Origin of the sequence: Nocardiopsis sp. NPDC101807, from assembly GCF_044766605.1 — a bacterium.
GTDB classification, from domain to species: Bacteria; Actinomycetota; Actinomycetes; order Streptosporangiales; family Streptosporangiaceae; genus Nocardiopsis; species Nocardiopsis tropica.
In genome coordinates this window covers 46,388-60,261 of the sequence record NZ_JBIWMK010000015.1, presented here as the reverse complement: position 1 = coordinate 60,261, position 13,874 = coordinate 46,388, and the positions used below count along the sequence as shown (strand labels likewise).

General features: G+C 67.0%; 30 protein-coding genes. 21 read left to right on the top strand and 9 right to left on the bottom strand.

The window, feature by feature from the left end:
* Positions 1 to 132 precede the first annotated feature (132 nt).
* The 3 genes from ACIRPH_RS31335 to ACIRPH_RS31325 form a co-directional block, all read right to left on the bottom strand.
* The gene (locus ACIRPH_RS31335) at positions 133 to 1,341 is read right to left on the bottom strand and encodes an RNA-guided endonuclease InsQ/TnpB family protein (RefSeq protein WP_402921150.1); all 1,209 of its coding nucleotides are present in this window, start codon (positions 1,339 to 1,341) and stop codon (positions 133 to 135) included.
* Positions 1,338 to 1,499, bottom strand: coding sequence for a toxin-antitoxin system HicB family antitoxin (locus ACIRPH_RS31330; protein WP_402921148.1), 162 nt, complete (start codon positions 1,497 to 1,499; stop codon positions 1,338 to 1,340). The genes ACIRPH_RS31335 and ACIRPH_RS31330 overlap by 4 nt, the downstream gene beginning before the upstream one ends.
* A 113-nt stretch (positions 1,500 to 1,612) precedes the next feature.
* On the bottom strand, positions 1,613 to 1,810 hold the full coding sequence (locus ACIRPH_RS31325; protein ID WP_330158728.1) for a helix-turn-helix domain-containing protein: 198 nt from the start codon (positions 1,808 to 1,810) through the stop codon (positions 1,613 to 1,615).
* A 92-nt stretch (positions 1,811 to 1,902) separates the two neighbouring features.
* Here ACIRPH_RS31325 and ACIRPH_RS31320 point away from each other — a divergent pair, with 92 nt between their 5' ends.
* From ACIRPH_RS31320 to ACIRPH_RS31270, 11 genes are all read left to right on the top strand, one after another.
* The gene (locus tag ACIRPH_RS31320; protein WP_402921144.1) at positions 1,903 to 2,100 is read left to right on the top strand and encodes a hypothetical protein; all 198 of its coding nucleotides are present in this window, start codon (positions 1,903 to 1,905) and stop codon (positions 2,098 to 2,100) included.
* The gene (locus ACIRPH_RS31315; RefSeq protein ID WP_402921141.1) at positions 2,091 to 2,372 is read left to right on the top strand and encodes a hypothetical protein; all 282 of its coding nucleotides are present in this window, start codon (positions 2,091 to 2,093) and stop codon (positions 2,370 to 2,372) included. The genes ACIRPH_RS31320 and ACIRPH_RS31315 overlap by 10 nt, the downstream gene beginning before the upstream one ends.
* Positions 2,373 to 2,441: 69 nt before the next feature.
* A complete protein-coding gene (locus ACIRPH_RS31310; RefSeq protein ID WP_402921138.1) occupies positions 2,442 to 2,603 on the top strand; it encodes a hypothetical protein in 162 nt (53 codons plus the stop codon).
* Positions 2,603 to 2,734 carry a hypothetical protein gene (locus ACIRPH_RS31305; protein ID WP_402921136.1) on the top strand — a complete coding sequence of 44 codons (132 nt, stop codon included), beginning with the start codon at positions 2,603 to 2,605 and terminating at the stop codon, positions 2,732 to 2,734. The genes ACIRPH_RS31310 and ACIRPH_RS31305 overlap by 1 nt, the downstream gene beginning before the upstream one ends.
* Entirely contained in the window at positions 2,734 to 2,955 is a 222-nt protein-coding gene (locus ACIRPH_RS31300; RefSeq protein ID WP_402921134.1) for a hypothetical protein, read from the top strand. Before ACIRPH_RS31305 ends, ACIRPH_RS31300 begins: the two co-directional genes overlap by 1 nt.
* Positions 2,931 to 3,173, top strand: a complete 243-nt coding sequence (locus tag ACIRPH_RS31295; protein ID WP_402921131.1) for a hypothetical protein — start codon at positions 2,931 to 2,933, stop codon at positions 3,171 to 3,173. The genes ACIRPH_RS31300 and ACIRPH_RS31295 overlap by 25 nt, the downstream gene beginning before the upstream one ends.
* Positions 3,173 to 3,685, top strand: coding sequence for a hypothetical protein (locus tag ACIRPH_RS31290; protein WP_402921128.1), 513 nt, complete (start codon positions 3,173 to 3,175; stop codon positions 3,683 to 3,685). Before ACIRPH_RS31295 ends, ACIRPH_RS31290 begins: the two co-directional genes overlap by 1 nt.
* Entirely contained in the window at positions 3,682 to 3,960 is a 279-nt protein-coding gene (locus ACIRPH_RS31285; protein WP_402921125.1) for a hypothetical protein, read from the top strand. Before ACIRPH_RS31290 ends, ACIRPH_RS31285 begins: the two co-directional genes overlap by 4 nt.
* Positions 3,957 to 4,157, top strand: a complete 201-nt coding sequence (locus ACIRPH_RS31280; protein ID WP_402921122.1) for a hypothetical protein — start codon at positions 3,957 to 3,959, stop codon at positions 4,155 to 4,157. Before ACIRPH_RS31285 ends, ACIRPH_RS31280 begins: the two co-directional genes overlap by 4 nt.
* A gap of 306 nt (positions 4,158 to 4,463) precedes the next feature.
* Entirely contained in the window at positions 4,464 to 5,114 is a 651-nt protein-coding gene (locus tag ACIRPH_RS31275) for a hypothetical protein (protein WP_402921120.1), read from the top strand.
* 20 nt (positions 5,115 to 5,134) lie between these two features.
* Complete coding sequence (locus ACIRPH_RS31270) at positions 5,135 to 5,665, top strand: NUDIX hydrolase (protein ID WP_402921117.1); 531 nt, start codon at positions 5,135 to 5,137, stop codon at positions 5,663 to 5,665.
* On the opposite strand, the gene ACIRPH_RS31265 is transcribed toward ACIRPH_RS31270, so the two are convergent.
* Positions 5,652 to 6,995, bottom strand: a complete 1,344-nt coding sequence (locus ACIRPH_RS31265) for a hypothetical protein (RefSeq protein ID WP_402921114.1) — start codon at positions 6,993 to 6,995, stop codon at positions 5,652 to 5,654. The two genes, ACIRPH_RS31270 and ACIRPH_RS31265, sit on opposite strands and share 14 nt — an antisense overlap.
* 163 nt (positions 6,996 to 7,158) lie before the next feature.
* Between ACIRPH_RS31265 and ACIRPH_RS31260 the strand changes: the two genes are divergently transcribed.
* The gene (locus tag ACIRPH_RS31260; protein ID WP_402921112.1) at positions 7,159 to 7,416 is read left to right on the top strand and encodes a hypothetical protein; all 258 of its coding nucleotides are present in this window, start codon (positions 7,159 to 7,161) and stop codon (positions 7,414 to 7,416) included.
* Between the two features lies 1 nt (position 7,417).
* Here the strand turns inward: ACIRPH_RS31260 and ACIRPH_RS31255 are convergent, their stop codons facing one another.
* Entirely contained in the window at positions 7,418 to 7,672 is a 255-nt protein-coding gene (locus tag ACIRPH_RS31255) for a GntR family transcriptional regulator (RefSeq protein ID WP_402921109.1), read from the bottom strand.
* A gap of 77 nt (positions 7,673 to 7,749) precedes the next feature.
* On the opposite strand from ACIRPH_RS31255, the gene ACIRPH_RS31250 reads away from it, so the two are divergent.
* The 3 genes from ACIRPH_RS31250 (at position 7,750) to ACIRPH_RS31240 (ending at position 8,920) form a co-directional block, all read left to right on the top strand.
* The gene (locus tag ACIRPH_RS31250; protein ID WP_402921106.1) at positions 7,750 to 8,151 is read left to right on the top strand and encodes a hypothetical protein; all 402 of its coding nucleotides are present in this window, start codon (positions 7,750 to 7,752) and stop codon (positions 8,149 to 8,151) included.
* 162 nt (positions 8,152 to 8,313) lie between these two features.
* Positions 8,314 to 8,472 carry a hypothetical protein gene (locus ACIRPH_RS31245; RefSeq protein WP_402921104.1) on the top strand — a complete coding sequence of 53 codons (159 nt, stop codon included), beginning with the start codon at positions 8,314 to 8,316 and terminating at the stop codon, positions 8,470 to 8,472.
* A gap of 181 nt (positions 8,473 to 8,653) precedes the next feature.
* Positions 8,654 to 8,920, top strand: a complete 267-nt coding sequence (locus ACIRPH_RS31240; protein ID WP_402921101.1) for a hypothetical protein — start codon at positions 8,654 to 8,656, stop codon at positions 8,918 to 8,920.
* A 45-nt stretch (positions 8,921 to 8,965) separates the two neighbouring features.
* On the opposite strand, the gene ACIRPH_RS31235 is transcribed toward ACIRPH_RS31240, so the two are convergent.
* Both ACIRPH_RS31235 and ACIRPH_RS31230 read right to left on the bottom strand, forming a co-directional pair.
* Positions 8,966 to 9,499, bottom strand: coding sequence for a hypothetical protein (locus tag ACIRPH_RS31235; RefSeq protein ID WP_402921098.1), 534 nt, complete (start codon positions 9,497 to 9,499; stop codon positions 8,966 to 8,968).
* A complete protein-coding gene (locus ACIRPH_RS31230; protein ID WP_402921095.1) occupies positions 9,496 to 9,633 on the bottom strand; it encodes a hypothetical protein in 138 nt (45 codons plus the stop codon). The genes ACIRPH_RS31235 and ACIRPH_RS31230 overlap by 4 nt, the downstream gene beginning before the upstream one ends.
* Before the next feature lie 813 nt (positions 9,634 to 10,446).
* Here ACIRPH_RS31230 and ACIRPH_RS31225 point away from each other — a divergent pair.
* From ACIRPH_RS31225 to ACIRPH_RS31200, 6 genes are all read left to right on the top strand, one after another.
* A complete protein-coding gene (locus ACIRPH_RS31225; protein ID WP_402921092.1) occupies positions 10,447 to 10,875 on the top strand; it encodes a hypothetical protein in 429 nt (142 codons plus the stop codon).
* 1 nt (position 10,876) lies between these two features.
* Positions 10,877 to 11,458 (top strand): hypothetical protein, encoded by a 582-nt coding sequence (locus tag ACIRPH_RS31220; protein ID WP_402921089.1) that lies wholly within the window; start codon positions 10,877 to 10,879, stop codon positions 11,456 to 11,458.
* A gap of 42 nt (positions 11,459 to 11,500) precedes the next feature.
* Complete coding sequence (locus ACIRPH_RS31215) at positions 11,501 to 12,046, top strand: GIY-YIG nuclease family protein (RefSeq protein ID WP_402921085.1); 546 nt, start codon at positions 11,501 to 11,503, stop codon at positions 12,044 to 12,046.
* Positions 12,047 to 12,121: 75 nt separating this feature from the next.
* Positions 12,122 to 12,649, top strand: a complete 528-nt coding sequence (locus ACIRPH_RS31210) for a MucR family transcriptional regulator (RefSeq protein WP_402921082.1) — start codon at positions 12,122 to 12,124, stop codon at positions 12,647 to 12,649.
* Positions 12,650 to 12,666: 17 nt separating this feature from the next.
* A complete protein-coding gene (locus tag ACIRPH_RS31205; RefSeq protein WP_402921080.1) occupies positions 12,667 to 12,789 on the top strand; it encodes a hypothetical protein in 123 nt (40 codons plus the stop codon).
* A gap of 53 nt (positions 12,790 to 12,842) precedes the next feature.
* Positions 12,843 to 13,031, top strand: coding sequence for a hypothetical protein (locus tag ACIRPH_RS31200; RefSeq protein WP_402921077.1), 189 nt, complete (start codon positions 12,843 to 12,845; stop codon positions 13,029 to 13,031).
* A 42-nt stretch (positions 13,032 to 13,073) separates the two neighbouring features.
* Here ACIRPH_RS31200 and ACIRPH_RS31195 read toward each other — a convergent pair whose 3' ends face one another.
* On the bottom strand, positions 13,074 to 13,517 hold the full coding sequence (locus tag ACIRPH_RS31195) for a DUF6221 family protein (protein WP_402921075.1): 444 nt from the start codon (positions 13,515 to 13,517) through the stop codon (positions 13,074 to 13,076).
* Positions 13,514 to 13,768, bottom strand: coding sequence for a hypothetical protein (locus ACIRPH_RS31190; protein WP_402921073.1), 255 nt, complete (start codon positions 13,766 to 13,768; stop codon positions 13,514 to 13,516). The genes ACIRPH_RS31195 and ACIRPH_RS31190 overlap by 4 nt, the downstream gene beginning before the upstream one ends.
* Positions 13,769 to 13,874: the final 106 nt, after the last annotated feature.

Here is a 13,874-nt window from a genome sequence, read left to right as displayed (position 1 = left end):
CGGGCTCGCTCTTTTTGGTTATATCCCCAGTCTACTGGGGTTTTGCGTCATTCGCCCGACTCGGGATCGTCGTCCGGGCGGGCTCGCTTTGTGACTCCACTCGCCGTTGAATCGGCGGGCTTCCTGCGGCACCTAAGCGGTGTCGTAGAGGGCCAGCCCAGCCCTGAGAACGTTGGTTGCTCCGACGACGTCAGCGTGTGCGGTGAACGCGCATCTTACGCAACGGAACTCCTCTTGGCGGATACGGTTCTCCTTGGCTACGTGCTCGCACTGTGGGCACGTGCGTGAGGTGTTGCGGGGGTTCACCGGGATCACAATGCGACCGGCGCTTTCAGCCTTGAACGCGAGGATTCCGAGGAACACCCCCCAACCCACATCCGAGATCGAACGGTTGAGCCCCGCCTTGGCTCGGGCGCCGTTGAGTAGGAACGAGCCTTGCTGTTCAGGATTCGGTCGGGGGTCGGGGGACTTGACCATGTTCGCTATCTCAAGCTTCTCGTGCGCGATCAGGTCATAGTCCCGAACGAGGGACAGCGCCGTCTTGTGCGCGTAATCGAGGCGCTGACGGGCTACCCGGCGGTACAGCCTAGAGACCTTAGAGGCAGCGTTCCGGTGCCTCTTTGTGCGGCTCTTGGCCTTGCATCGCGAGAAGGCGTCTAACTCGCGCTGAGCTTGCGCCAGCTCCTCGGCAGCGGACTTGCCGTAGCGAGGGTTGGGAACATGTTTGCCGTCACTGGTGGTCAAGTACGACGCGACACCCATGTCGATCCCTACGACGGCGCCCGTCGCGGGCACGGTCTTGGTGGGCACCTGGTCGCAGACCAGAATGAGGTACCAGCGACCGCCCTCCCGCTTGACCGATACCGTCTTGACCCGACCAGTGACCTTGCGGTGCTGGTGGACCCGGACATGTCCGATGCCCTGCAAGCGGACACGAGGGTCAGCAAGGCGCGATGCACTGTCCCAACGGCACCCGTTGCCATCCTGAGGAAACTCAACGGTGTTGAACCGCGCCCGAGGGCGGAAGCGTGGGTAGCCGGGCTTCTTCCCCTCCTTGAGGCGACGGAAGAACGCAGCGAAGGCCTTATCCAGCCTGCGCAGCGTCGCCTGCTGCGAGTTGAACGACCAACGCCCCTGCCCCTCAGGATCGGCTTGGCGGATCTCCTTGAGCTGAGCAGACTGGCCGCCGTATTTGATGCGCGTCTTGGAGGGGTGGCGGTAGGCGTCCCGGCGTTCCTGCAAGGCGGCGTTGTACAACGCACAGTGGTCGGCCAGCATCGCCGAGAGCGCTATCTGCTGGCGGCGCGTTGGGCGCATCAGGAACTTGAACGAGCGGATCATCGGTCGCGCTTGCGCTCGGTCCGCAGGGCCTCAGTGAGGAGCACGCACGCAGCGGCGTTGATTGAGATGCCCATACGTTCGGCATGAGCTTCGACCTTCCGCTTCAGATCCGAAGGAACGCGGAGGTTCAACGACTCTCTACTCTCACCCTTGGCCATGTCACAATGCTACCACTTTGCTACCACCTTTGTGCCCCCATCTTACCTTGTGTGCACGTGCATCACAGCGGCGAAAGCCCCCGACGGGCGGGGGCTCCGAGCACGTCAGCGCGTCACTTCTTCCGGTTCCACGACGCCGACGCACGCTCCTTCTCCCACGCTTCGATCGTGGCTTCCTTCCATAGCGGCGACTGGCCGACACGCTCGTCGGGCGGGGGCATGTCTTCCCTGTGCAGGTAGCGGCGCACGGTTGCGGGCTTCACGTCGAGGCGCTCTGCGACGCCGGCGATCGTCAGGTATCCGGGGATCATCCTCCAAGGCTAGCTTGTCTACACGCAGTGGACAATTCCTGGGAGTGTCGCATACGATGGATGTCTACAGCCCGTAGACAAAGGAGCCCCCGATGACCCCGCAGGACGTTGCCAGCCGCGTCAACTACGTCAACAACCTCCGAGGGGACGACGAAGTTGCCCACTCCGCGGAAGACGACCTGTATGCCGACGTGCTTCAGGCCATCGCGGACGGAGCCGACAGCCCCGCAGAGCTCGCCCGGGTCGCGCTCGGAACGAAGTCCATCAACTTCAACCGCCGGTGCGCCTGACCCCCGCACGCAAGAGGCCGCCCCTGCTCGAATCAGGGGCGGCCCGGAACAACACTACGGAGAAGATCACCGTGGACAAGCCCTGGATGGTCCGCCCCGACAACGGCAGCCCTCGCTACCCCTGGATCTGGTTCTGCAAGAACCGCATCAAGCTGGGCCTAGTCGACCGCGCCTGCTCCAAGTGGGGACTCGCATCGACGGAGGATGACGCGCACGCGAGCGCCCTGGGCCACGCCCGTGAGGTGCACGACTACGACTCAGCTCCCGCCTGACCCCGCACGCAGGAGGCCGCCCCTGCTCGAATCAGGGGCGGCCCGGGAACACCATACCGAGGAGACACCGTGGACCTGACCACCTTCAACCGCCGGGCCGAACTCCCCTTCGAGCACCAAGGCCGCACCATTCACGCCGTCCGGTTCAGCGGACGCACCCTCGACCACGGCGATGACGCCCCCGTCACCTGCCCGGCGTGCGTGGCCGCCCTGTCCTCCGAGGAGTCGTGATGGTCGTCTACGACCGCGATGGAGAGGCGTGGGAGGAGATCACCCTCCTCCAAAACGCCGAGACCGGACGGACACTCACCCGCGAAGAGGTCGAGGACTTCTTCGGGCCACTCACCAACGAGGAGAAGTGATGGACCTGCGCTCCACCTTCCCCTCCCGAGTTCAGCTCACTCAGCACGGGGCCTTCCGTGTTCTGGACGGCGACGTGCACGCCGCTCGCCTCGACCTCGCGCACCGGACCGTGCTCACGGCGTGCGGGTTCAGCGCGGACATCGACGGGGACATCCCGCCTGCGTCCAGCGACGACGTGCCCGTGACGTGCGAGAAGTGCAAGAAGAAGGGAGAGCCGTGATGGGGATGCGCGAGGAGATCGCGGAGGCAATCGTCGAAGCGCAGATGTGCGCCGACACCGGGCAGCCGCTCAGTGCCGCCCGGTACGCCGACGCCGCGATGGGTGCGTTCGAGGCCCGCCTGGCCGAGCTCGAAGTGAAAGCCCGGAAGGACTACAGCGACGACCCCTGGGACCACGGATACCTGCGAGCCATCAAGGACATGAGAGGGGAGCAGTGATGGACCCGCTCGACACCATGACCGTGACCGACTGGCGGCGCGTCTACGACCGGCAACAGGCCCGCACCACCCGACTCCTGGGCGACCTCGCTGTGGCCCGACGCCGTGAAGCTGAGCTCGTGGACCGGCTGCGACGCCGCGACGAGGAGAACCGGCAGCTCAGCGAGCAAGCCGACCTGTGGGAAGGGCGGGACCGGGAACGGCTGGACGCCGCCGCCCGCCTCCGGGAGCTGGAGGAGGAGAACAAGAAGCTGCGGGGGGAGGTTCGCCACTGGCGCACTGAGTTCACCGACGCCAAGCGGGTCATGGACCGACGCGGTGAGTACGTGAAGAAGCTCAAGGACGACCTCTCGCACGCGACCGTGTTCATCTTCGGCGACGGCCTGGAGAGCTTCGCGGAAGTCACCCGTGATGGCTCGTGGACCGTCCGGTCCTGGGAGCCAACCGAACGCCACGAGGATCAGTCGGCCGCCCTGTCCCGCGCCCGCGAGATCGCCGGGGAGGAGGCGTGATCATCACCCTGTGCGGCAGCGTGTCCCACCCCGAGCTCCTCGTGTGTGCCGACCGTGCGCTCACCCTCGCCAGCCACGCCGTTCTCGCGCCGCTCCCCATGGGCCGGGACGCCACCCCCGAGGAGATGGCGGAGCTCACCGACACCCACCACCGCATGAGCGACCTGGTGGCGGTCGTAAGGAAGCCCGACGGGAGCATCGGGCACGCGGTCAGCAGCGAGATTGCCTACGCGGAAAGCGTGGGCATCAAAGTCGAGTACTGGGAGGGGCAGTGAGAGTCCGCCAGCATTTCGACCCGACCGTCCACGAAACCCAACCCGACCGCGACGACTGGACCGAGTGTTACAGGATCCTCATCATCGACTGGGGTGCGCTGTCCGCGGCCTTCCTCCCTGACGACACCCCCGTGGACTGCGGGTACTGCCTGCGGGAGATGAGGCTCCGGGAGCGGCTGCGAGCACGGAAGAAGTAACCCGGGCCCTGCCTCGCGAGGGGTCACGCCCACCACCGAAGGAGTACACGAAGTGAGCACCGCGCCCTGTGACAGCACAGCCTGGACCGACCTCCCCCACACTGCAACCGAGCCCCGACGGTGTCACGAACCTCGTGGACACGCCGGATGGCACACTGACGGCACCATGGCGTGGAACGACGCTGGTCAGGCCGGACCAGTCTGAACCCCCACAAGCCGGGCCCTGCCTCACGGCGGGGCCCGTCCGCATGCGGGGCGTCTCAGGTGCGTGGCAGGATCGGGGAACCCCAACAGCAGGAGAGTCCCATGGACGTCGCATCAGCCCCCACCATCACCGACTGGATCGGGGCGATCTCCGGGATCGTCGCAGCAGTCGGCGGCGCCGGCACCCTCATCATCGCGATCGTCCTCATCAGCAAGCAGCACACCTCGCTGACCAAGACCATCGACCTCGCAGAGAAGCAGTCTGAGGTCCTCGATGCAACCATGCACAGCCTCGCCGACGAGGCCCAGCACCGCAGTGACGACCGCCAGTTGTTGATCGAAGAGCTCGAAGAGCGCCGCAAGGATCAAGCCCGCCAGATTCGTCTCCTGCCGTTCCGTGGATGGATGGATCCGGACGACGCACAGCTCGTGTCCAACCTCCTCGCGCGTTCTGGCGCACGGGTTCACACCGAGCACATCCGGTTTGCTGTCACCAACCTCAGCAACGACCGCATTCGGGACGTGAAGGTAGCGGTGGACAACGGCAGTTGGCCACGGTGCCACGTAGCGAACTTCGAGCGGACCGCGGGCGTGGACAGCATTCCCGTGCTTCCGCCCAGCGAGTCAGCACGGTTCTATTGGACAGTCGAGTCATCTCCCTTGGAGGTCTACGTGGAGTTCACCGACGCGAACGGGGCCCGCTGGCGGCTGCACCACCGCGACGGCCTGTCCGAGCTGACCGGGAAGGAGTGACGGCCCGCTAAGGTGCCGGTGTGACTACCCAGTGGACCATCCACGGCGAGAAGCTCGTGGACGAGAACAGGCACATCAGGCTCAGCACCGTCGACATCACTCTCCCCGACGGGGTGTCCTTCACCCAGTACGTCGTCAAGATGCCTCCAGCGGCGATGACGTTGGTCATCAGCGAGGACCGCGAGGTTCTGCTGATGCGCAGGCACCGGTTCATCATCGACCAGTGGGTGTGGGAGCTGCCCGGCGGCTACGTCAACACCGCCGAGGACACCGCGTTGGCGGCGGCACGCGAGGTCGAGGAAGAGACCGGGTGGCGCCCCAAGACGATGGAGCACCTGGTGACGTTCCAGCCCGCCATCGGGTCCGTGGACCAACCGCAGATCATCTACCTCGCCCGCGGCGCCGACGCCACCGACACCGTCCCGGACATCAACGAGGCGCAGGAGATCCGGTGGATCCCGCTCGACGACGCGGTGGACATGATCGCCCGCGGGGAGATCGTCGGAGCGTCCACCGTCGTCGCCGTGTACCGGGCGCTCAGCCTGACGTGAGGGCCCGTGCCCGCTCGCGGAACACCAGTACCTCTGGTCGAGTCGCGTGCGGGCGCAGCCGGTGGTCCAGTCTCCGCAGGTACGACAGGGCGCGCTTGGACTGGAGTCCCTCCACAAGGCCCAGGGCGATGTCCCCGACCCGGACCGCTTCCTCGGGGTCGCCGGGCGCGTGCGCGGTGGCGAGCATCAGCAGGTTGAACACCCTGCCGCGCACATACCCCTCGTTCATCTCCAGCGACCGCTCCGCGTACACCGCAGTCTGTGCATCCGACCCGAGGGCGAGGAAGCAGTGCGCGATCTTCGCGGACAGGTACGCGCCGTCGAAGAACGCCAGCCAGTCCGGCGGCGCCGGATCATCCTTCTCGAACGCCCTCTCCCCCGCCCTGAGCGCCCCCGACGTCGCCCGCGCGTCCGACAGCCCGGCGTGCCCGTGCGCCTCGATCAGGTGGCACTCCGCGACCAGCGCCGGATGCCCTGACCGGGCCGCCGCGGACTGTGCGGCCCGTGCGAGATCGACCGCTTCGCCGGCGCGCCCGATGTAGGTGGCCTGGTGGCCCATGGCGGCGAGGATCTCCGCGCACAGCCCGTGGTCTCCGGCGGTCTGCGCCATGCGCAGGGCTTGGACGAGGTAGCGCTGGGCGAGGCCGTGGTCTTCGCAGTCGTAGGCCATCCACCCCACGGCCTTGGTGAGCTCGGCGGCGGCGGAGAACAGTTCGCGGCCGATCTCGCTGGTGTAGGTGCCGCGCAGTAAAGGGGCGACGTTCGAGTCGAGGTACTGGACGACCGTGGTGCGGATCCTGCCGCCACCGACCCGGTTGTCGAGGTCGTAGAACGCGCGGGTCATCTGCTTGATTGCGTCGATCTCCGGGCGCCCCACGCGCATCCGGCCGCGGTGTGTAGGCTCCACGCCGGGCGGGTGGGTGAGCCACCTCGTGGCCGCGCTCGGGTAGGCCGCCGGCGAGTACCCGGAGCCGAGTGTGCGGCGCCGTTCCACGTCGGCGCGGTAGAGCTGCCCCGCGGTGTGGATCCCGGCTGTCCATGCCAGCGGGAACTCCAGCGTGCGGTCGTCGTCGGCAGGCAGGCCACAGTCCGAGGGTGAGACCGGGCGGCCCAGGGCTTCGGCGAGGACGTCCGCGATGAGTGCCGGGGTGGGCTGTTGGGGGCGTTCTCCGTCGAGCCAGCGGCGCACGCTGTTGTGGTCGTAGGCGAGGCTGAGTCCTTGCTGGTCGCCGCGGGCGACCACGCGCCGGGCGAGGCCCTTTGCGGGCATCCCGGCTTCGTCCAGGAGCTCGGAGAGCTGGGTGTTGGGCTGCTTGGGGGTGCGCGGCACGGCTCCTCCGGGGGTTGGTGATGGCAGTGTGCCACGAGCAGGGTGTGCCTACGTTGTTCCTGGTCAAACGCACTCCCGGTGTGCACTCCCCCACCCCTTGTGCACGCCTGGTCCCAGGTGTCGCGCCTTCACCACCAGCGCTTTTGCGGCGGATGGTGGTCACATGACGCACTCGGAGATGGCCGCGTTACTGGGTGAGGCGGCGGACGCGATGGACAGGGACGGCGCGGAGCTTGCTCGGCTCAAGCGCATGTACGGCGACGTCTACCGCCTGTGGCGCACCCCCCGGTACTGGATGGGATCCGCGCTCGTCGACGACGTCGAGCCGACACTGATGGAGGAGAGCGCAGCGGCTCTGGAGAAGAGGCTGCGCTCCCCCGGTGTGCGCGTCGGCGGCCCCTACAAGGCGGACGCGCTGTGAGCTACCCCTGCACGAACGTGCCGCGGCGGGGAACTACGTACACCACCTCCCTCTCGGCTAGGTGCCGCACAGCGCGCCGGACCGTGTTGCGTGCCACCCCGAACTCCTGCTCCACCTGCTTCTCGGAGGGGATCGCACGTCCTACCTTCCAGTCCCCTCGTCGGATGCGAGCCTCTAGAATCGCGGCGAGCTGCTGGTAGACGGGCACGGGGCCCTCGTGGTCAAGCTCATCGTCCGGACCAAGATCAAATTCCATGGCGGCACCGTAGGTCTAGGTGTACGTGCCGCCTCGTAGAGGTACGTCTAGGTACGTACCTAACCCAGGGGGTACCAGTGAACAGCCTCACCGTCACGGAGCGGGCCCTGCTCGACCTTGTCGACGCCGCGGAAGCCGCCGGCCTGGACGCCGTCATCGAGATTCCCGACCACTCCGCACCGCGGTCGGTGGACCTTCGGGTGGTGCGCGCCGGCGCCGTGGTCGCGGCCATGCGGGTGCGGGTCGAGGGGCGGGAGTTCCGCTACGAGATCCCCGCCCGTCCGGGCGGCCAGCACGTCCTCGCGCTCCGCACGCGCCACCTCGGCCCGGTCGACCGCCCTGTTCGCGCTGAGGACCTGGCGGTGCTCGACCACTGGTGGGCGCGCATCCCGGGGACGGGGCGGCTGCCTGTGCCCGCTCCCCCGCGCCGGGCGGAGGACACCCCGAAGTGGATGCGGCCTCCCGTGTCCGCGTCCTGAGTTTCCCGCGCACCGACCTTCCCTTGCTGTCGGGTGCGCGGGACCACACGTCGCCTCGACCGTCGAGGGGCGGGGCGACACGTTCGGCCAGATGCCGGACACGGGGGGCGCCGAGGCAAGCAGTGAGGGCGGCGCCCCCACCACGTACCACGAGAGGGACCCGTGACCTGTGACAAGTGCGGCAGGAAGGTCGCCGGGTCGGGCTTCGCAGGATCGGTCGCCGGGGCTTTCTGCTCCGATGCGTGCCGGTCCGACGCCGAGATCGAGGTGGCCGCGCTGCTCCTCGGCGCCGAGATGGACCGCAAGGAGAAGCGCAAGTAGACCTCCGCGCGAGCCCCGAGGGGCATAGCGCGCGGTGGCCCCGGGGTGGCTCCCCGGGGAGGGCCCGCGGGGAAGAGAAGTAGCGGGCCCGGCCCCCGCCCACCTTACGGCGGGCGGGGGTTTCACATGTCGGGAATGGACCGTGCCCCGGTGGTCCGTTCCCCGCCGCTACCATCCCCCCATGGACCTGCACTATCGGTGGCACCGCATCCTCGGACGCCTGTGGTGGCACGCCCACGCCCCCTTCGAGTGGCCCCTTCGTCTACCCCGTCTCTACGACCGGGTCATGTACGGGCTCGGGCTGCCCCTCGGGTGGCCCCGGGCGCGGCGCGGCGACGGTCTCTACAACCTCCTGGAACCCGTTTTCGGGCGGGCGAGCGGGTGGTGTGTGGACCGTGCCCTGCGGCACTACCATCGTGCGACCCAGATCGCAGACCTCGAAGGCTGATAGGCCCCCGCCCACTGAGCCCAGCGGGCGGGGGTTTTCCAGGACCTACTCAGCCTCCTCCGCCAGCGGCAGCCGACGCGGACGGGCAGGAGTCTGCCCCTCCAAGGCCCGCCAAGCCGAAGCCCACCGCTGGAAATCAGCGGACGTGCCCTCCAATGAGACAACGAAGGCGTTGAGCAGTGCAAACGTCGGTAGCTTGTCCGACTTGAGGGCCTCACAGAAACGAGACGACGATCGGACGCCCACGCGATTCGCCATCACCCGGTACGACGGCGACCCCGCCCACCGCCGGTACTTGCCCATCAGGTCGATGAACTCAGGAACGCTCTTCGCTTCGAGCGGGTCCGGCTTCATTCCCGCGCCGGGCAGGTCGTCGGGAACTTCGGGAGTGAACTTTGATGACACAAATTCCCTTTCCTGGGGAGACCAGACACGCGCTTCCTTGTCCGCGCCAATCGGGCCCTGCACGAGGATGACGGGGACTTCACCCCACAGGTTGCCGTCGGCGTCGACGCGGATGCTCCGGGGCTCCACGTCGGACTTGACGATGTACCGGGGTCCTGAGGCGTCGCCGGTCACTTCGCCTCCCGAGGACTCACCCGGGACGCGATGTCGGCTGCGACGCCCAGGGCCACGGCGGCGAGCAGTACGGATGTCGCGAGGTCGTGCCCCTGGCGGTGGAGGGCGAGCGCGATTCCCACGACGATGATCATGATGAGGATTCGACCCGTCAGGGAATCCAAAGAGAGATGAGCGGTCACCACGGACCTTTCACAAGAAGGATTCTTAGTCGGCTGGATGGCCACAAGGCCCTTTTATGCGCAGACCGCACCTAGACGTTGGAGACGTCGCGGTCGGGCAGGGACGTGACTTGGAGTGCCGATGCGAGGAAATTACCTCATCCTGAGCGCGGTTCCCACTGGGATGTTGGAGAAATGCGCTGGCCTGGGGTGTCCTGGGGTGTAAGTGATGGATCTGCGCACTGTCCTTGTTTGGGTCCTGCTGAGTTCTATACTGTTCGGTAGCGTTCGATCAAGTTCGGTTGGGCGTTATTCTTGTTCGATAGCTTTGGAATTCCGCACGGCGGGTACACAAGCGGATGAGCTCAACGACTTCCGTAGTATCATTTACGGTCGTGCGGTAATTACTAACAGCGGTCACCGCATTATGGGGGATTCGGCTGGATGACGGCCGTCCGGGACTGGAGACCTCGGGCGACCGGTGACGTGCCCCTCGAAACAGGGCCGCCCCCAAGGGGGCGGCCCTAACTCGTTCCGGCTGGATCTGGGCGGCGCCCGGCTCGGGTGGCGGGATCCAGGACCCGTGGGCGCCAACCCTGGGACCGAGGGTGGCATCAGCTGGCCTGACTCAACGTCAGCGGGGCGCACCCTGCCCGGCTTCGCGGGCAGGAGTTTTCGCCCGCCAGAGCTCCCTCCAACAAAAAATACACCCATGGCTAGACAGAACAACTAGGCATGGGTATATTTAGAGGTGTCAGCAGGAACCAACGCCCCGAGGAGCCACCGATGATCCGCATCGACAGCGCCACCCGCGATCACAACGAGCTCCTCGACCCCAGCCACTGGGTCTCCTGCAACTGGGGCGGCGACGAGATGCGCGACTGCAAGGGCTGCGAAGACTGCCAAGAAGACGACTACCTGCGCGGCGAAGCCCACTGGCGGTGCTACGGCGAGCGCCAGGTCGAGGACAGCCGCTACGGCATCAGCGTCATGGCCGACGAGGAGGACCTCGTCGAGTACCTGGCCACCGTCGGCCCCGACATGGACAACTGCGTCCTGGTCGAAGTCGAGGGCGATTACTCCGACGAGGACGGTCACGACGCCCACCTCGGTGAGCTGCTCATCCTCCCCGCCAAGATCGTGTCGGTCCGCCCCGTCACCGACGAGTTCATCGCCGCCGTCTTCGCCAAGCACGACGAGATCCACGGAGCCTGACATGACCAAGCCCAACGCCGAAGACTTCATCGACTGGGACAGCATCCGCGCCCTCGGGCCCGCCGAAGCACTCAAAGTGCTCGCTCAACTGGCCGACCTCAAGAACAACCCCTTCGCCGCTGAGCGCGCCCGCATCGTCGGACAGGCCGTCGAGGAGGAAGCCCGGCGCCACAAGCCCGGCGCGCAAGCCCGCGCCGCAAAGACCCTGGATATGAAACCCGCCCGCCTCGGGCAGCTCTACCACGAGTACAAGGAGAAGCACATGACCTACACCAACCCCGACGGGTACGTCGCAGCTGTCGCCACCGCGTCCGACGTGGTCGCCGGCGAGTACACCGACGTGACCGTCGCCGAGCGGGAGGTGATCGCCATGGACGTCGACGACGATGGCAACGAGATCCCCATCCTGGGCATGAGCGACCGTCTGGTCATGGGGCCGATCGAGACCACCGCGAAGGTCGGCGCGGACATGGGGGACATCGAGGCCGCCGCCGAGGCCATCCTCGAAGCCAACGGGTGGCGCCGCACCGGACCGTGGGAGGTCGCCGACAACGCCCTGTACGCCGCCGTTGAGCGCGCTTGATGCTCGTGGGCTCACCAAGGGGCCAGGGGGCGTGAACCAGGCATGAAGAACAGGCAAGGCCGAACGGCTCTCTACCGGCTCTACAACGCCGAAGGCCAGCTCTTGTACATCGGGGCGAGCTGCGATCTGCGCGCCCGGTTCAGCCAGCACGCATCCACCAAGGACTGGTGGGATCAGGTGGCCAAGTGGGATTCCAAGTGGCTTCCGAGTCGCGAAGAGGCCCTCGCGGCAGAACGCGACGCGATCATGCACGAGCGTCCCCGCTTCAACAAGAAGATCATTTTCGTGCCAAGAAGAGAGCCTTCGCGGGTGCGGGTTCTCAAGGGGAAGGTGGCGAACAAGGCGTGGGAGATCGGCCGCGCAGTGGAGTCAGGGTTGCGCCGTTCCGGTCGTACCTCCGAAGAAGCTAAAGCCGAAGCCCTCCGATGGGTACGCGAATACAAGCTGGCATCCGGACTGCCCTTCGTCGACCTTGGCGAAGCATCCCAGGGCAATGCCCCTGATCGGGAACTGCTTGAAAAGGCTCTGAAGTTCCGTGGAGCTCGAAGGCTGCTGGAGGAAGTCTCCAGCGAGTTTCGTATCGAGTAGCCAACCCACCCATAGTGGACAGCGGTCCCGCCCAGGGCAAGTGGGCGGGACCGCTCTTTCAACGTAGGAGGACTGATGGAGTACGGCGACCCGGACGGCCACGGCGTCTACGGACAGCTCGCCAAGGGCGATGACGGCGGTCTCGTCTGCCACGAGTGCGGCCAAGAGCGCCAGTTCCTCGGACGCCATGTCCGCGAGCACGGCATGAGCGCTGACCAGTACCGGGAGCGGCACGGGCTCGGTAGGTCGACGCCGCTGGTCTCCCCCGGCCTTCAGCGCACCTTCAGTGAGAAGGCATCCGAGCGGGTGGACTCCCCAGAGTGGAAGCGCTTCGAGGCCGCACGGGACGTCCGCAAGGCTCGGGAAGAGTCCCTGAAGGCGTCGCGGGAGCCGCTGCGGGCGCAAGCGCTGGAGACTCGCCGGAAGACGGCGTTGGCCGCTTCCCGGTCGCGTCCGGACCGGGTGTGCGAGGTGCCCGGTTGTGGTCGCAAGCACGTCACGCGCGGGTGGTGCCGAACTCACCTTGAGCGGTGGAAGCGACACGGGGACGTGCAGGCGGACATCCCGGTCAGGCCGCGCAGGGGCGGTCCGGGGTCGGCCTGAGCGGGTACACCACCTGCATGGATGACGCTCCCCTGACCCCGGACGACCAGACGTGGCTCGCGCAGCTCCTTGCCGAGGTCGGACCCGAGGGCGCCTACGAGATCGCCGAGGCATTGGGCCTGGACCCGGACGACCTCTGATGCCCCCGCCCACTCACCGCACCCCACCGATGGTCCGCGCCACTGTGGCCGGCGTGCGGCTGTACGCGTACCTGCTGGAGTGGGTTGGTACGGACACGGCGCGTGTGGGGTGGGCTGAGCAGTACCAGGTGCGGCCTGGGGTCAGCGAGCCGTACCAGTGGCGGTGGTGCGTCGACGACGTGCCACGGGGCGACGTGGAGCAGCTGGCCGGCCAGTCGTATGTGGCGGTGCCGCGGGGATGACGGAAGCCCGCCCCGGGGAAGTGGGGCGGGCTTCGGTGTGGGTCAGACGGCCCACGCGGGGTCGTAGTCGGGGTGGTCGACGTAGGGTGCGGCGAGTGCCCTCAAGGTAGGGCATGGGTCGCTGCTGTGCGCGCAGTCGCCCATCCCGGCGTCCTGGTGCAGAGCGAGGACGGCCCGCTTCGCCGCGACCTCGCGCAGCACCCGGGCGGGGTCATGGCGGGCGATGTGGTCCGTCAGGCCGCGACTCCCCCGCTGCCGGAACAGTTCCCCGCCCAGCTCATAGAAGGTGTCGTCGTCCGGGGGTTCGGGGTGCGGGGCGACGATGCCCCACGACCTGTCAGCTATCGCAGTCCACTTCGCGTCGTCGTCGGGTCCGGCTTCGATGCCGATACTGAGCCAGGTGTCGTAACCGGAGGCATCGGCAGCCGCCTTCGCCGCCCGCTCTTCCTCGTCCAGGCGCGCGTTGACGAACTCCACGATGGTCACTTGTGCCCTCCGGGCTTGCGCTTGGGGACGCCCATGTCACGGGCGATCTTGTTGACCGTGGCCTGGCTGAACGGTGCACGCTTCTGCACCTCGGCCGTGGGGTTCTCGGGGTTCTCCAGCGCGCGGGCGATGGCGACCTTGATGTTGTTGTTGGCGGCCTCGTAGGCGGCAGCGGCCCAGCTCAGGTCGTCTAGGTCGTTGCCCTCGGGGCGCTCTGGGAGGGGCTTGAAGTCGCGGTCCGGGGTCTCCATGTCTGGATTCTATCAGTGGGTTCTAAGATTAGGATCTAAGACTTGTTGCTATACATAGAATCTATCTATAGAGTGGAGACATCAGCACGACGGAGTACAGGAGCCC

Excerpts from the sequence above, each read along its gene's own strand:
- ACIRPH_RS31335 (WP_402921150.1), bottom strand. The coding sequence starts at position 1,341 with ATGATCCGCTCGTTCAAGTTCCTGATGCGCCCAACGCGCCGCCAGCAG.
- ACIRPH_RS31330 (WP_402921148.1), bottom strand. The coding sequence starts at position 1,499 with ATGGCCAAGGGTGAGAGTAGAGAGTCGTTGAACCTCCGCGTTCCTTCG.
- ACIRPH_RS31325 (WP_330158728.1), bottom strand. The coding sequence starts at position 1,810 with ATGATCCCCGGATACCTGACGATCGCCGGCGTCGCAGAGCGCCTCGAC.
- ACIRPH_RS31320 (WP_402921144.1), top strand. The coding sequence starts at position 1,903 with ATGACCCCGCAGGACGTTGCCAGCCGCGTCAACTACGTCAACAACCTC.
- ACIRPH_RS31305 (WP_402921136.1), top strand. The coding sequence starts at position 2,603 with ATGGTCGTCTACGACCGCGATGGAGAGGCGTGGGAGGAGATCACCCTC.
- ACIRPH_RS31300 (WP_402921134.1), top strand. The coding sequence starts at position 2,734 with ATGGACCTGCGCTCCACCTTCCCCTCCCGAGTTCAGCTCACTCAGCAC.
- ACIRPH_RS31290 (WP_402921128.1), top strand. The coding sequence starts at position 3,173 with ATGGACCCGCTCGACACCATGACCGTGACCGACTGGCGGCGCGTCTAC.
- ACIRPH_RS31275 (WP_402921120.1), top strand. The coding sequence starts at position 4,464 with ATGGACGTCGCATCAGCCCCCACCATCACCGACTGGATCGGGGCGATC.
- ACIRPH_RS31260 (WP_402921112.1), top strand. The coding sequence starts at position 7,159 with ATGACGCACTCGGAGATGGCCGCGTTACTGGGTGAGGCGGCGGACGCG.
- ACIRPH_RS31255 (WP_402921109.1), bottom strand. The coding sequence starts at position 7,672 with ATGGAATTTGATCTTGGTCCGGACGATGAGCTTGACCACGAGGGCCCC.
- ACIRPH_RS31240 (WP_402921101.1), top strand. The coding sequence starts at position 8,654 with ATGGACCTGCACTATCGGTGGCACCGCATCCTCGGACGCCTGTGGTGG.
- ACIRPH_RS31230 (WP_402921095.1), bottom strand. The coding sequence starts at position 9,633 with ATGATCATCGTCGTGGGAATCGCGCTCGCCCTCCACCGCCAGGGGCAC.
- ACIRPH_RS31225 (WP_402921092.1), top strand. The coding sequence starts at position 10,447 with ATGATCCGCATCGACAGCGCCACCCGCGATCACAACGAGCTCCTCGAC.
- ACIRPH_RS31220 (WP_402921089.1), top strand. The coding sequence starts at position 10,877 with ATGACCAAGCCCAACGCCGAAGACTTCATCGACTGGGACAGCATCCGC.
- ACIRPH_RS31215 (WP_402921085.1), top strand. The coding sequence starts at position 11,501 with ATGAAGAACAGGCAAGGCCGAACGGCTCTCTACCGGCTCTACAACGCC.
- ACIRPH_RS31210 (WP_402921082.1), top strand. The coding sequence starts at position 12,122 with ATGGAGTACGGCGACCCGGACGGCCACGGCGTCTACGGACAGCTCGCC.
- ACIRPH_RS31205 (WP_402921080.1), top strand. The coding sequence starts at position 12,667 with ATGGATGACGCTCCCCTGACCCCGGACGACCAGACGTGGCTCGCGCAG.
- ACIRPH_RS31190 (WP_402921073.1), bottom strand. The coding sequence starts at position 13,768 with ATGGAGACCCCGGACCGCGACTTCAAGCCCCTCCCAGAGCGCCCCGAG.